Origin of the sequence: Bacillus sp. 7705b, assembly GCF_002289525.1 — a bacterium.
GTDB classification, from domain to species: Bacteria; Bacillota; Bacilli; order Bacillales; family Bacillaceae; genus Bacillus; species Bacillus halotolerans.
Window position 1 is genome coordinate 25,149 of the sequence record NZ_NSDH01000045.1, and the last position, 14,963, is coordinate 40,111.

General features: G+C 46.9%; 10 protein-coding genes. 7 read left to right on the plus strand and 3 right to left on the minus strand.

Annotated elements, in window-relative coordinates; translation table 11 throughout:
* The first annotated feature begins 165 nt into the window (after positions 1 to 165).
* The 5 genes from nirB to cobA all read left to right on the plus strand — a co-directional run bounded on the left by nirB (position 166) and on the right by cobA (position 9,024).
* Positions 166 to 2,484 (plus strand): nitrite reductase large subunit NirB, encoded by a 2,319-nt coding sequence (nirB, locus tag CJU60_RS17300; RefSeq protein WP_095714436.1) that lies wholly within the window; start codon positions 166 to 168, stop codon positions 2,482 to 2,484.
* 6 nt (positions 2,485 to 2,490) lie between these two features.
* A complete protein-coding gene (gene nasC, locus CJU60_RS17305; RefSeq protein ID WP_095714437.1) occupies positions 2,491 to 4,623 on the plus strand; it encodes an assimilatory nitrate reductase catalytic subunit NasC in 2,133 nt (710 codons plus the stop codon).
* A 120-nt stretch (positions 4,624 to 4,743) separates the two neighbouring features.
* Positions 4,744 to 7,161: an NADPH-nitrite reductase gene (gene nasD / locus CJU60_RS17310; protein ID WP_024120164.1), complete on the plus strand. Its 2,418-nt coding sequence runs from the start codon at positions 4,744 to 4,746 to the stop codon at positions 7,159 to 7,161.
* A gap of 31 nt (positions 7,162 to 7,192) precedes the next feature.
* Complete coding sequence (gene nirD, locus CJU60_RS17315) at positions 7,193 to 7,513, plus strand: nitrite reductase small subunit NirD (RefSeq protein ID WP_024120163.1); 321 nt, start codon at positions 7,193 to 7,195, stop codon at positions 7,511 to 7,513.
* 59 nt (positions 7,514 to 7,572) lie between these two features.
* Positions 7,573 to 9,024 carry a uroporphyrinogen-III C-methyltransferase gene (gene cobA / locus CJU60_RS17320; RefSeq protein WP_095714438.1) on the plus strand — a complete coding sequence of 484 codons (1,452 nt, stop codon included), beginning with the start codon at positions 7,573 to 7,575 and terminating at the stop codon, positions 9,022 to 9,024.
* A 28-nt stretch (positions 9,025 to 9,052) separates the two neighbouring features.
* On the opposite strand, the gene CJU60_RS17325 is transcribed toward cobA, so the two are convergent.
* A complete protein-coding gene (locus CJU60_RS17325; protein ID WP_095714439.1) occupies positions 9,053 to 10,063 on the minus strand; it encodes an NAD(P)/FAD-dependent oxidoreductase in 1,011 nt (336 codons plus the stop codon).
* A gap of 270 nt (positions 10,064 to 10,333) precedes the next feature.
* Between CJU60_RS17325 and CJU60_RS17330 the strand changes: the two genes are divergently transcribed.
* The gene (locus tag CJU60_RS17330; protein WP_095714506.1) at positions 10,334 to 11,218 is read left to right on the plus strand and encodes a permease; all 885 of its coding nucleotides are present in this window, start codon (positions 10,334 to 10,336) and stop codon (positions 11,216 to 11,218) included.
* A 4-nt stretch (positions 11,219 to 11,222) separates the two neighbouring features.
* Positions 11,223 to 12,080: a TIGR03943 family putative permease subunit gene (locus CJU60_RS17335; RefSeq protein ID WP_095714440.1), complete on the plus strand. Its 858-nt coding sequence runs from the start codon at positions 11,223 to 11,225 to the stop codon at positions 12,078 to 12,080.
* A gap of 37 nt (positions 12,081 to 12,117) precedes the next feature.
* Here the strand turns inward: CJU60_RS17335 and putR are convergent, their stop codons facing one another.
* Together putR and putP are read right to left on the minus strand one after the other, a co-directional pair.
* Positions 12,118 to 13,353, minus strand: a complete 1,236-nt coding sequence (putR, locus tag CJU60_RS17340) for a proline utilization transcriptional regulator PutR (protein WP_010332961.1) — start codon at positions 13,351 to 13,353, stop codon at positions 12,118 to 12,120.
* Between the two features lie 153 nt (positions 13,354 to 13,506).
* On the minus strand, positions 13,507 to 14,961 hold the full coding sequence (gene putP / locus CJU60_RS17345; RefSeq protein ID WP_095714441.1) for a sodium/proline symporter PutP: 1,455 nt from the start codon (positions 14,959 to 14,961) through the stop codon (positions 13,507 to 13,509).
* Positions 14,962 to 14,963 lie beyond the last annotated feature (2 nt).

Genomic DNA, 14,963 nt, shown 5'->3' on the forward strand with positions numbered 1-14,963 from the left:
GACCCTATAAAAATTTCAATTTTCTGAATCAAGAATATATGACCTTATTTTTTCGGAAAAGACATGTGTAAGCTAATGTGACACGTTTAATGCGTTAACTGAGCATTGTGCCATAATTTTTGATAGGAGAAAAACTTACAAGCTGAGGCAAAGGAGGTCTGGCAAATGAAGAAACAAAGATTAATTGTAGCAGGGAACGGAATGGCCGGAATTCGCTGTATTGAAGAAATATTAAAGCTTCATCGTGACATGTTTGAGATTGTCATTTTCGGCAGCGAACCGCATCCCAACTATAATCGCATTCTCTTATCCTCCGTTTTACAGGGGGAGGCATCGCTCAATGACATTGTGCTGAACAGCAGTGAATGGTACGCCAAGCAAGGCATTACACTTTACACAGGAGAAACAGTCGTTCAAATCAACACAGACTTGCAGCAAGTCATCACAGATCAAAAACGCAGCCTGTCCTACGACAAATTGATTCTGGCAACAGGCTCCTCCCCTCATATTCTCCCCATACCCGGGACAGACAAAGAAGGTGTTTACGGCTTTCGGACAATAGAAGACTGCCAAGCTTTTATCAGCATGGCGGAACGTTATCAAAAAGCAGCGGTCATCGGTGCCGGCTTATTAGGCCTTGAGGCGGCTGTCGGCCTGCGGCATCTGGGCATGGATGTCAGCGTCATTCACCACTCTCCCAGCATTATGCAAAAACAGCTCGATCAAACAGCGTCTCGTCTGCTGCAGTCTAAGCTGGAACGAAAAGGCTTAACCTTTCTTTTAGAGAAAGACACAGCATCCATTACAGGAGGCTCACGGGCAGATGGTATCCGGTTTAGCGACGGCTCTTCGATAAAAGCAGACTTGATTGTGATGGCGGCTGGTGTAAGACCCAATATCCAATTGGCTGCATCAGCAGGAATCGCCGCAAACCGCGGCTTCATCGTCAATCAATTCATGCAGACGAGCAAACCGAATGTGTATGCCGTCGGGGAATGCGCCGAGCACAACGGAATGGTATACGGATTGGTCGCGCCTCTTTATGAACAAGGAAAAGTCCTCGCACAACACATCTGCGGCGCTCCATGTGAAGGATATCGTGGCTCTGCCCAATCTGCAGCCTTAAAAATAGCGGGAATTGATGTGTGGTCGGCAGGAAAGGTGCACGAAGACGCAGGCACGACGAGCATTAAGCTTCATGATGAACATGCCGGCTGCTACAAAAAAGTCCTCTTTGAGAACGACAAACTGGCTGGTGTAATTTTATTCGGAGACACACGTGATAAACAGCGGCTTCTCGACAGCCTGCTTAAACAAAGAGACATTTCCATTGTCAAAAAGCAGCTGATCGAACCGGATCAAAGCGGCATTTCATTTGCATCCATGCCTTCCGCTGAACCCATTTGCCAATGCAACTCGGTGACAAAAGGTTTGATTGAAGAAGCGGTGCACACGAAAGGCTTAACAACGGTCGAAGAAGTTAAGCAGTGCACAAAAGCATCCGGCTCTTGCGGAGGCTGCAAGCCGCTCGTTGAAGACCTTCTGAAATACATGGAAAGCAGCGAATATACAGAACCAGCCGGCCAGCCTTCGTTTTGCGGCTGCACTGATTTGACGGAAGATGAAGTCATCGCCGAACTGCACCGATGTCATTTCCCCGATCCTGCTGAGGCAATGAATCAGCTTGGCTGGAAAACGAAAAACGGCTGCCGCGTTTGTGTTCCGGCGCTTCACTATTACATGGAATTGCTGCAGCCTGGGTATATCCAGTCTCCTGAAACATCGCCCGAGGATACATGCACCCTCATTCCGAAAATGTACGGCGGGCTGACAAATGCGAAGGAACTCAGAAACATCGCAAACATCATCGAGACATACGGCATCCCCAATGTTTCAATAACTCACGGCCAGAGGCTGAAGCTTTCCGGAATCCGTCCGAATGACCTTGCAAACATCAGAAAAGAACTGCACATGCCAGTTTTCACTCATCAGCACCGCCGCACGCTGCAAAGTGTCATAGCATGTACGTGCGGGGAAGATCGCTCTATTCAAAAGCTGGCAAGCCATATCGAAAGACATACTGACATGCTTTCCATGCCCGATCACATATCCATCAGCTTGTCGTGTGAAAAAGACTGCACCGCCGCAGCTATACAGGATATCGGCGTCATTCGAACACAAGAGGGCTGGGACATTTACACTGGCGGCAGCCGCGGAGCGCATGCCCGTGCCGGAATGCTGTTTTGTGTGACGGATAGCGAAGAAAATACTGCCATTATGATGAAAGGCCTTCTTCAATATTATCGCGAAACGGCTCACTACGCAGAAGCGGTTCATCAGTGGATTGACCGCCTCGGCATCATTCATATCAGAGAGGTATTATTTGAACAGGATTTGCGGACGCAGCTACTGGAAAACCTTCAAACAGACCTGTCATTGATACAAAATCAGCCTATACAGGCTGGCGCACTTAAGAAAGGATGAGGCATTTTGACTGAACGACTGCTTAGATATTTCCGCGAAAAACAGCAAGACGTCCAATCAGAAAAAACATACGACACCCAATGTCCGTTTTGCAGCATGCAATGCAAAATGCAGCTTGTGGAACAAACCGTCGTCACACGGAAAAAGTATACAGCCATCGGCATCGACAATCCCACGACACAAGGTCGTTTATGCATGAAAGGGATGAACGCCCACCAGCATGCCCTGCACTCCTCCCGCATCACCCGGCCGCTGCTCAAAAAAAACGGTGAGTTTGTGCCTGTTTCCTGGGCTGAAGCGCTGAACTATATAAAAGAGCAAGTCACCCTGATCCAAGACAAACACGGTCATGATGCGATGGCTGTCTATGGAAGCGCCTCGATTACGAATGAAGAGGCTTATCTGTTAGGAAAGTTCGCACGAGTCGGCTTACAGACAAAATACATCGATTACAACGGCCGGCTCTGTATGTCCGCCGCAGCAACCGGAGCCAACCAAACATTCGGAGCAGACAGAGGCTTGACGAATCCCTTAGCGGAAATCCCCCACACCCGAGTGATCATTTTGGCCGGCACCAATATCGCGGAATGCCAGCCGACCATCATGCCGTATTTTGAACAAGCGAAAGAAAACGGGGCTTATCTCATTGCCATTGACCCCCGGGAAACAGCGACGACAAAAATAGCTGACCTTCATCTGAAAATCAAACCCGGAACAGACGCAGCCCTTGCCAACGGTTTAGTCAAAATCATCATAGACGAACAGCTGATAAACGAAGACTTCATTCGCACGCGCACAAACGGATTTGATGAGCTCAAACAGCATACCGGCGCTTTAAATCTGGAAGACATCGCCGAGCAGACAAGTGTTCCTTTAGAGCAAATACGAAAGGCCGCTATGAAGTTTGCCAAGGAAACGTCCGGCATGCTGTTTACAGCCCGCGGCATTGAACAGCAAACCGACGGAACCGCAGCTGTGAAAGGCTTCTTAAATGTGGTGCTGATCACAGGAAAAATCGGCAAGCCTTACTCGGGCTACGGAGCGATCACCGGCCAGGGCAATGGGCAAGGCGCCCGAGAGCATGGCCAAAAAGCAGATCAGCTTCCCGGCTACCGTTCCATTGAAAACGAAGAACATCGGGCTTATATTGCAAAAGTGTGGGGAGTCAATCCGGATGAGCTCCCGCGAAAAGGCGTCTCAGCCTATGAAATGATGGAAAAAATCAACGATGGAGACATTAAAGGGCTGTTTCTAATGTGTTCCAATCCAGCAGTCTCCAGCCCAAATGCCAACCTTGTCAAACAGGCGCTGTCGAAACTGACATTCTTTGTTGCGATCGACTTGTTTCTATCTGAAACTGCGAAATTCGCTGATGTCATTTTGCCCGCATCCTCTTACTTAGAAGACGAAGGCACGATGACAAATGTCGAAGGCCGCGTGACATTGAGGGAAGCGAGCCGCCCCTGCCCGGGAGAAGCAAAGCATGATTGGCAGATCATTTGCGAAATCGCGTCCGTTCTCGGAAAAGGCCGTTATTTTTCCTACACGTCTGCGGAGGATATCTTTAACGAATTGAGAGAAGCGAGCCGCGGCGGAATCGCCGATTATTCCGGCATCACATATGACAGGCTCAGACAAGAAGGCGGGATTCACTGGCCGTGTCCGGAGCCTGATCATCCTGGAACCGGGCGCTTATTTGAGGACTCATTTGCACATCCGGATCAAAAAGCGGCATTAAGTGTGATCCCAAACGAACCCGTTGTTCCAAAAGATAAGCCGAACGCCGAATATCCGTTGTTTTTAACGACCGGAAGGGTTATGTCTCATTATTTAACAGGTGTCCAAACGAGAAAAAGCGCCTCTTTGGCCGCAAGACATTTTGAATCATTTATGGAAATCCATCCGAAAACAGCAGCAGCCTACAATATCGAAGACCGCGTTCTCGTGAACATCGAATCTACTCGCGGAAGCATCACCGTCCGCAGCAAATGGTCAGAACACATCAGAAAAGACACAGTATTTGTTCCCATCCACTGGGCGGATGCCCAAAACGTAAATGATTTGATTGGCGACAGCCTAGATCCAGCGTGTAAAATGCCCGGTTTTAAGGTATGCGCCGTCCGAGTCAGACCTATTTAAAATTTTCATAAAATTTTTAGAAATTTTCGTATTTTTTGTTACATTTTATAACATGCATCTTAAATATTTCTTTTCGCTGTGCTACGCTGGAAAAAACATTGATAAGGAGCGGATCATCTGATGGGAAAAAAACAGCTAGTTCTTGTTGGTAATGGAATGGCCGGGGTAAGGGCCATTGAAGAGATACTGAATGTTTCAAAAGACGCATTTCAAATCACAATTTTTGGTTCCGAACCGCATCCCAACTACAACCGAATCCTTTTGTCAAAAGTGCTGCAAGGCGATACAGATATCAAAGATATTACGTTAAACGATTGGAACTGGTACGAAGAAAACAATATACAATTGTATACCAATGAAACAGTTATTAAAGTGGACACCGAAAACAAAACCGTCATCACCGATGCAGACAGAATACAGCCTTATGATGAACTGATCCTGGCTACGGGTTCTGTCCCTTTTATCCTGCCGATTCCAGGTGCAGACAAAAAAGGCGTCACAGCTTTCCGGGACATAAAAGACACAGACACGATGCTCGCCGCGTCAAAACAATATAAAAAAGCAGCCGTCATTGGCGGAGGCTTGCTTGGCTTAGAAGCTGCGCGCGGTTTGCTGAATCTCGGTATGGAAGTCTCCGTTATCCATCTCGCTCCCTTCCTGATGGAACGCCAGCTTGACGCAACGGCCGGACGCCTGCTGCAAAACGAATTAGAAAAACAAGGAATGACCTTTCTGCTTGAAAAGCAAACAGAAGAAATTCTCGGAGATGACCGGGTCGAGGGCGTCAGATTCAAAGACGGCACAAGTGTTGAAGCCGATTTAGTCGTCATGGCCGTCGGCATCCGTCCGAATACAACGCTTGGGGCCGAAAGCGGAATTCCAGTCAACCGCGGCATCATTGTCAACGATTATATGCAAACCGAAATCCCGCACGTTTATGCGGTTGGTGAATGCGCCGAGCACCGAGGAATCGCATACGGACTCGTGGCGCCGCTCTATGAACAGGCGAAAGTGCTCGCTAAACATATCTGCGGTGTTGAAACGAAACCTTATGAAGGCTCCGTTCTCTCCACTCAACTGAAAGTATCAGGAGTCGAGGTCTTTTCTGCCGGTGACTTTAACGAATCAGACGAGAAAAAAGCGATTAAGGTTTTTGATGAACAGGATGGCATTTATAAAAAAGTCGTGCTGCGAGGCAATCAGATTGTCGGAGCCGTTTTATTCGGCGACAGCAGTGAGGGCAACCGCCTGTTTTCGATGATTCAAAAAGAAGCAGATATCTCTGAAACCTCTAAAATCTCAATCTTACAGCCTCTCAACCAAGAAGCCGGCACAAGTCTGACCGCTGCCATGAGCAATGATGAAATCATCTGCGGCTGTAACGGCGTGTCAAAAGGAGCAATTATTCAGGCCATCCAGGAACAGGGCTGTTCATCAACAGATGAAATCAAAGCATGCACCGGCGCGTCCCGCTCATGCGGAGGCTGTAAGCCGCTCGTAGAAGACATCCTTCAGTATACGCTGGGATCAGACTTTGACGCATCAGCCCAAAAAGAAGCGATTTGCGGCTGCACCTCATTGTCGAGAGACGAGGTAGTCGAAGAAATCAAAGCCAAAGGGCTGTCACATACAAGAGAAGTCATGAACGTGCTCGGTTGGAAAACGCCAGAAGGCTGTTCCAAATGCCGTCCGGCTCTGAACTACTACTTAGGCATGATCAATCCGTCCAAATATGAGGATGACAGAACATCCCGCTTTGTTAATGAACGGATGCACGCCAATATTCAAAAAGACGGAACCTACTCTGTCGTACCGCGGATGTACGGCGGTGTAACCAACTCTCAAGATCTTCGCAAAATCGCTGATGTCGTCGACAAATACGAGATCCCGCTCGTCAAAATGACAGGCGGCCAGCGAATTGACTTGATCGGCGTGAAAAAAGAAGACCTGCCAAAGGTATGGGCCGATCTTGATATGCCGTCAGGCTACGCGTACGGAAAAACACTCCGCACGGTAAAAACATGTGTAGGCGAACAATTCTGCCGCTTCGGCACACAAGACTCCATGGCCTTAGGCATCGACCTTGAGAAAAAATTTGAAGGACTCAACACGCCTCATAAAGTGAAAATGGCCGTATCTGCCTGCCCGCGAAACTGTGCAGAGTCCGGCATTAAAGATCTTGGCGTTGTCGGCATCGACGGAGGCTGGGAGCTTTACGTCGGCGGAAACGGCGGAACCCATTTGCGTGCCGGCGACTTGCTGATGAAGGTGAAAACAAATGAAGAAGTCTTGGAATACGCAGGCGCTTATCTTCAATACTACCGGGAAACGGCAAACTACTTAGAACGCACGTCCGCATGGCTGGAGCGCGTCGGTTTATCCCATGTCCAAGATATTTTAAACGATCCGGAAAAACGGCAGGAGCTGAACGACCGAATGAATGAAACGCTCTCTGTCCACAAAGATCCGTGGAAGGACTTCCTGGAAGATAAACAAACCTCTAAAGAATTATTTGAAAATGTCGTGACCACATCATAATGACAGAAACAAACATTGAGGAGGAATGGACATGGTGAACAAAGACGTCACAAAAGTATGTATCGGAAAAATCGAAGAATTGCCTGAACAATTAGGAAAAACAGTGTATATTGAAGATAAGGAGCTTGCGGTCTTTAAGCTTTCAAACGGGAGCATCCGCGCCATTGAAAACCGCTGTCCCCATAAGGGCGGCGTCCTTGCAGAAGGTATCGTCAGCGGCGAATATGTCTTCTGTCCGATGCACGACTGGAAAATCTCCTTGGAAGACGGAATCGTTCAAGAGCCGGATCACGGCTGTGTCAAAACATACGAAACGCTGATCGAAGGAGAATACGTTTATCTCGTATATTGATCAAAGACCGGATCACTTTCAAAGTGATCCTTCATTTTTTACAGTGACGGAAGGATGACATGATCATGAAAAACGGAATCGTATATTTTGTGGGCGCCGGACCTGGAGATCCAGGGCTCATCACCATAAAAGGAAAACAGGCGCTGGAGGAAGCGGATGTCATTTTGTATGACCGGCTCGCAAACCCTAAGCTGCTCGAATACGCATCACCAGATTGCCAGTTCATTTATTGCGGAAAACTGCCGGACCGCCATTTTATGAAACAAGCAGAGATCAATGCCCTGCTGATTGAAAAAGCGTCGGAGGGATTAACTGTTGTCCGTTTAAAGGGCGGAGATCCCAGCGTGTTTGGCAGAGTCGGCGAGGAAGCAGACGCTCTCCACCAGCATGGCATCCGCTATGAAATGGTACCGGGCATCACCTCGGGAATCGCAGCGCCGCTGTATGCGGGAATCCCCGTCACGCATCGGGATTTCGCTTCGTCTTTCGCCATGATTACCGCACATGATAAATCCTTAAAAGGAACGCCGAACCTTGACTGGGAAGGGCTTGCCCGAAGCGTTCAAACGCTTGTATTTTACATGGGTGTCAAAAACCTTCCATTTATTTGCCAGCAGCTCATCGCGTACGGAAAATCTCCTTCTTTCCCTGTCATCGTGATTCAATGGGGAACGTGGGGCCGCCAGCGGAGCGTAAAAGGAACGCTGCATGATATCCATCAAAAAATACAGGAACAGCAAATCACAAATCCCGCCATTATCGTCATCGGTGATATTGTAAACGTTCAAACACACAGCTGGTTTGAAAGCAAACCATTCATCGGGCAGCATATGATGATAGTCACTCATGGCGAAGATGAGCATACGCTGGCAGACAAGCTGCGTGATTATGGTGCCGATGTCATCGAATGGCCAAAATGGCGGACTGAAAAAATGCCTGCCAACGAGGATATTCTAGGACAGATCAGCACCTTTGAGGATATTTTCTTCACATCACGCCGTGCGGTTAGCGAATTTTTTCAAGCGCTCGCGTCCAAACGAATCGACATTCGCCAGCTGACCGCACGCCTGAGTGCAGCGTCAGAAGCAGGAAAGGCAGAGCTTATAAAACGCGGCTTCATCATATCCGAGCACCATCACAATTCACCTAAAAAGCTGATTGTCGGCAGCCGTCATTCAGTAGAAGAAATGCAGAAATCAGAGTCCTGTTTGTGCTATATCACCCATGAAAACGTCATAGATGAGCGATTCACCAGAATGACCGAACGGACGATCAGTGAGTCTCCTCTGCACATGATCATTTGCCCCGGCAAGCAGTCCGCTCAGCAATTGATCAGCGCAGGAGAAGAAATCGGCATTTCACCAGAACCGTCAGCAAGCCGCCCCCCTGTCATCTGTATAGGCGATGGCGCGCCCGCCGCTGCATATGGGTTTACTGCCGTACAAGACCAAGAGCAATTATTTGCGTTTATACAAAATGAGCAAGTGGAGAAAAAACTCCTCCACAGCTGATGATACAGCCCTTTTCCAAAGGGCTTTCTTATTTATGAACCAATTTTTTGTGGTGGGTGGAATACATCGCCATATTTTCCGCCTGAGGGTCCAGATAAGATTTCGCACTGTTGACGGCAGTCGGGCCTTCCGTAAAGCCGCCGGCAATCAATCTGAGCTTGCTTTCATAATAAGCCGCGTCCCCCGCAACAAACACGCCCGGAAGATTCGTCCGCATATGTCTGTCAGCTTTAATCCGGCCTTCTTCAATCTCGAGACCCCAATCCTTCATCGGGCCGAGATCAATTTTAAACCCGTGATTAATAATGAGCTCATCAAGCTCGATTTCCTCGGTATGTCCAGACTCAGCATGACAAACGGTGACGCTTTCGATGCGTTCTTCAGTGCCGCTGAGATGTTCCAGCCGATAAGGAGTAAGCACCCGCACAGATGACTGCTTCATTTTTGTCACGCTGCTTTCCAGTCCGCCGAATTCCTCCCTGCGGTGCACGACAGTAACAGACGCCGCAATCGGTTCCAGCTCATTAGCCCAATCGACCGCAGTATCTCCCCCGCCAGAAATCACAACCCGTTTGCCTCTAAACGCATCAAGCTTCTCCACTTTATAATGAAGATTTTTTCCTGCATATCGGCTTGCATCCTGGCTGTCAAACTCATTGACCTCCAGCGTGCCCATTCCGACAGCCAAAATAACGGTTCTTGTATAGTGTTTCTCCCCCTCAGAGCTAGTCAGCACCATGGTTCCGTCATCCTGACGCTCAAATCCGGTCACTCGCTGATTCAGCACAATATCAGGGTCAAACGTCGCCGCCTGCTCCTTCAGCTGTTCGATCAGCTGCTCCCCGGCAATCCCCGGTATCCCGCCAATATCGCGAATGATTTTCTCAGGGAAAAATAAAGACACCTTGCCCCCGAGCCGCGGCAAAAACTCGATCACTTTCGTTTTCAGCTCCCGCATGCCGCAGTAAAAAGCCGTAAACAGCCCGATCGGTCCCCCGCCTATAATCGTGACGTCATACACCTCTTGATTTTCAGCCATCCGTCCTGCCTCCCGTTCCAATCTATCATTAACGTTATATCGTTTAATTGAGAATGAATATCAATACAAAGTATATCATATTTCCAGAGTCCGTGTTCAACCATTTTGCCGGCCCTGAATAATAATTCCCGCGCAGGATGTTTGCTGCATCACTGGATTTCTTAGAATCCTAAACAAAGTGAAACGATCCTTCCTCCTCTTCCGTCAAACAATCAGTGCCTTTTTTCGTGATATAATCAGAGGCAGCTTACCATGAGCGGAGGTTTTATTGTGACAGCACAATCGTCTTTTCTTCAGCTGAATTCTATTTTTATCAGTATTTTAATAGAAGCCATTCCGTTTATTCTGATTGGCGTCATTCTGTCCGGAATCATTCAAATGTTTGTTTCTGAAGGAATGATTGCAAGGATCATGCCGAAAAACCGGTTTCTCGCAGTCTTATTTGGTGCGCTTGCCGGCATCTTATTTCCCGCCTGCGAATGTGGCATTATCCCGATTACGAGGCGGCTTCTGCTAAAAGGGGTTCCTCTTCATGCAGGCGTTGCTTTTATGCTGACTGCTCCTATCATCAATCCCATTGTTTTGTTTTCTACGTATATTGCATTCGGGAATAGATGGAGCGTTGTCTTTTACCGGGGCGGGCTGGCGCTGGCCGTTTCGGTGATCATCGGCATCATCTTATCCTATCAATTTAAGGATAACCAGCTTTTAAAGCCTAATGAACCCGGGCATCGCCATCATCATCACCACACCCTGCTGCAAAAGCTGGGAGGGACCTTGCGTCACGCCATTGATGAATTTTTCTCCGTGGGGAAATATTTAATCATCGGCGCCTTTATCGCAGCTGCGATGCAGACGTACGTCAAAACATCCACTCTGCTTGCGATCGGACAGAATGATGTATCATCTTCCCTCGTGATGATGGGCCTGGCGTTTGTCTTGTCGCTTTGTTCAGAAGTGGATGCATTTATTGCGTCTTCCTTCAGCAGCACATTTTCTTTAGGCTCGCTCATCGCCTTTCTCGTCTTCGGTGCGATGGTTGATATTAAGAATCTCTTGATGATGCTCGCGGCCTTCAAAAAACGATTTGTTTTCCTGCTGATTACGTATATTGTCGTGATCGTCTTAGCGGGATCACTACTTGTAAAGGGGTGATTGGATGTTTCGTCTATTGGTGCTGATGGGATTTACGTTTTTCTTTTATCATCTGCATACCTCAGGAAATCTAACAAAATATATCAATATGAAATATGCCTATCTGTCCTTTATTGCGATCTTCCTGCTGGCCATTTTGACAGCTGTTCAAGCCTATTTGTTTATCAAATCGCCTGAAAAAGGCGGGCATCATCATGACGATGATTGCGGCTGCGGCCATGATCACGAGCATGACCATGAACAAAACAAACCATTTTATCAACGGTATTTTATTTATCTTGTTTTTATTTTCCCTTTGGTGTCAGGCATCTTTTTTCCGATTGCGACGCTTGACTCATCCATCGTCAAAACGAAAGGGTTCTCGTTTAAGGCCATGGAAAGCGGAGACCACTACTCCCAAACCCAGTATCTGCGGCCTGATGCCAGCCTTTATTATGCGCAAGACAGCTATGACAAGCAGATGAAACAGCTGTATAAAAAATATTCTGGTAAAAAAAAGATTTCTCTGACCGATGATGATTTCTTAAAGGGTATGGAAACCATTTATAACTATCCGGGCGAATTTCTCGGCCGTACGATTGAATTTCATGGATTTGCGTATAAAGGAAACGCAATTAACAAAAACCAGCTCTTCGTATTGCGGTTTGGCATTATTCACTGTATCGCTGATTCCGGCGTTTACGGGATGCTTGTGGAATTTCCGAAGGACATGGATATTAAGGATGATGAATGGATTCATATCAAAGGCACTTTGTCCTCAGAATACTATCAGCCATTCAAATCCACCCTCCCTGTCGTGAAAGTGACGGACTGGAACACCATTAAAAAACCTGATGATCCGTATGTTTACAGAGGATTTTAATTGAAGACGAAACCAGTACAAGTACTGGTTTCTTTTTTTATTTCTTTTTCATCAGCATCAAATCAAGATAGAGCTGGCATCGCGTTCTGAAATCGCTTAAATCGATGGATGTCATTTCAAGAATCTGCTTGATGCGGTAATTTAATGTGTTTTGGTGAATAAACAGCTGTTCTGCGGCTGGTTTTGTTTTGCAGTTGTTGAGGAGATAGATTTCCAGCGTCTTCAGCAGCTCGGTGCTGCTTTCTTGGTCTTTCGCTTTAAGTAAAGCCAAATCCTTATTCTCGTATTCCAAAAAGTCATTTTTCTGTTCAATGCTTTCTAAATAACGATAAATACCGAGCTTCTCATATTCATATGGAATGTTTTCCTGGTTGCCGGTTATTTCTGCGGCTTTAATGACTTCCAATGCTTCTGTATAACTTTTGCCAAGTTTTAAGATGTGGTCATATTCGTTTCCGATACCGATATAGATAGGGGTAGGAATTTTTTGAAAGTGAAAATGTGTTAACAGCTTGTTAATGAATTCAGCAGCTGCTGAGGAGGCGGAGCTTTTTTGGGAAAAACTCGCTACGACGATGACAATATTGGATTCTATCGTTAAGACATGACTGACTTTATCCCGCAAATTCAGGTAAGACCTGATATTTTCCTTTAAATCTTCCACCGCTTCCCCATCCCCATTCGCGGCGTGCAGGATGACAACTGAAAACACAGAAGGCAGCACAGTGTTGATTCTCTCAGCTTCGCGCCTGAGCTCCTTTTCAGAAATAAATTGCTGATAGATAGCCCGTTTGATGAGGTCCTCAGCTCTTTCTTCCTTTTCCTGTTTCAGCTTGTTCGCTTTATAAATAATTTTTCCGACATGGAAGGAGGTCTCGTACAAAAAATCGAGCTCTTCGTCTGTCAGATCACGATCCAGTTCCTGAATCCAGATGTAGCCCATGACTTCCCCTTTATGCTTCGCACTCACGACTACTCTCTGATTTAACCCAATGCTCTCAATTTTATTGACGCGAAAAGGCTCAGGTTCTGTTTTCAGCTTTTCAATGATCCCGTCCTTCAAAAACCTCTCAAAAATCTGAACCGGACACTTTTTTGAAAAAATAGTCTGCTGGTTCGCAGAATCAAAATGGTTAATATAGTAAGAATTGTAGGCTAACAAAAAGAAATCCGCGCTTTCCAGTATCACTGGTTTTTGCAGTTCATAGCTGATAAAGTCAATCAGCTTATCAACATCTGAAAATGAAAAAACTCTCTCTAAAAGCTCTTCCATACCTTTTTTCTCCTATACTTTTTTTACTTTAATCATATCCATACGGGGTCTTTTTGTATAGAAAAAAATACGTTTGTTTCCAAAAGAAAACACAGCGGTCTTAAAAGGAGAAAAGAGGAAAAAGGGATATCCCCTTCCTCCTCCTTTCGATCTTTATTGTGACATCGTATCTTGGTAGTCTTTAAACTGGTCTGTCACTTCTTGTGACGGAGCCTGCGTCAATACGCTGACGATATAGACAGATAATAGACTCGCAGCAAAACCAGGTATCATTTCATACAGAAAGCCCGAAAGACCGGCATTCGCCCAAATGATTACAGTCGCTGCCCCTACAATCATGCCGGCGAGTGCCCCCCATTTGGTCATTCGTTTCCAAAATAAACTGAGCAGTACAACCGGTCCGAAAGATGCACCGAAGCCCGCCCACGCGTAGCTGACCAATCCAAGGATGGTATTGTTTTTCTCCCATGCCATAACTAACGCGACAATTGAAACAGCCAGCACAGCCAGACGCCCTAAAAACACCAGTTCTTTATCAGAAGCTGAGCGCCGGAACATCGACTTATACAAATCCTCTACCAAAGAGCTTGATGTGACAAGCAGCTGGGAGGAAATCGTACTCATGATGGCCGCTAAAATCGCAGAAATCAGAAAACCTGTGATAATTGGGTGGAACAAAATGTTTCCTAATTGAATAAAAATCGTCTCCGGGTCCTTCAATGTCATGCCCCGCTGATGGTAATAAGCGATACCGCCCAAACCTGTCAGCACTGCGCCGGCTGCCGAAAGAATCATCCATCCCATTCCGATTCTGCGCGCTCTTTTGATCTCTTTGACAGACGTAATCGCCATAAAGCGCACAATGATATGCGGCTGGCCGAAGTAGCCCAAGCCCCAGGCAAACAATGAAATGATGCCAAGAACACTGGTTCCTTTAAAAATATTAAACATATCAGGGTCCACAGAGCGGATCTCAGCAGTTGTATCACCTATTCCCCCGGTGTGGAAAAACGTAACGATAGGAACGAGAATAAGTGCTGCAAACATAATGATCCCCTGAACAAAATCTGTCCAGCTAACAGCCAGAAAGCCCCCAAACAGGGTGTACGCGACAACAACACCAGTCACAATCCACAAGCCGGTGTGATAATTCATCCCCAAGATGCTGTTGAATAAGACGCCGCCGGACACCATTCCGGACGATACATAAAATGTGAAAAAGACTAAAATGACAATTCCTGAAAACAGTCTGAGGAGCTTTGTTTGATCTCCGAAACGATTTTCAAGGAATCCGGGAATCGTAATCGAATTCCCCGCTTTTTCTGTATATGTTCTCAGCCGCGGCGCGACGTAGAGCCAGTTTGCCCATGCTCCAAGGCAAAGCCCGAACACAATCCAAACGCCGCTTAGTCCAGTTGAAAACATGGCGCCCGGAAGCCCCATCAGCAGCCAGCCGCTCATATCGGCAGCTCCCGCACTGAGAGCGGTTACAGCCGGACCTAAGGAACGTCCTCCCAGCATGTAATCCGTCAGGTTTGACGTACGTTTGTAGGCAAAGTAGCCGATCAGCAGCATCCCCGCCATATAAATACAAATTGAAATAATCAGCT

Bases quoted from the DNA above. Each gene is read 5' to 3' on its own strand.
- CJU60_RS17325 (WP_095714439.1), bottom strand. From the start codon at position 10,063: ATGGCTGAAAATCAAGAGGTGTATGACGTCACGATTATAGGCGGGGGA.
- nasD (WP_024120164.1), top strand. From the start codon at position 4,744: ATGGGAAAAAAACAGCTAGTTCTTGTTGGTAATGGAATGGCCGGGGTA.
- putR (WP_010332961.1), bottom strand. From the start codon at position 13,353: ATGGAAGAGCTTTTAGAGAGAGTTTTTTCATTTTCAGATGTTGATAAG.
- nirB (WP_095714436.1), top strand. From the start codon at position 166: ATGAAGAAACAAAGATTAATTGTAGCAGGGAACGGAATGGCCGGAATT.
- nirD (WP_024120163.1), top strand. From the start codon at position 7,193: ATGGTGAACAAAGACGTCACAAAAGTATGTATCGGAAAAATCGAAGAA.
- CJU60_RS17335 (WP_095714440.1), top strand. From the start codon at position 11,223: ATGTTTCGTCTATTGGTGCTGATGGGATTTACGTTTTTCTTTTATCAT.
- cobA (WP_095714438.1), top strand. From the start codon at position 7,573: ATGATCATGAAAAACGGAATCGTATATTTTGTGGGCGCCGGACCTGGA.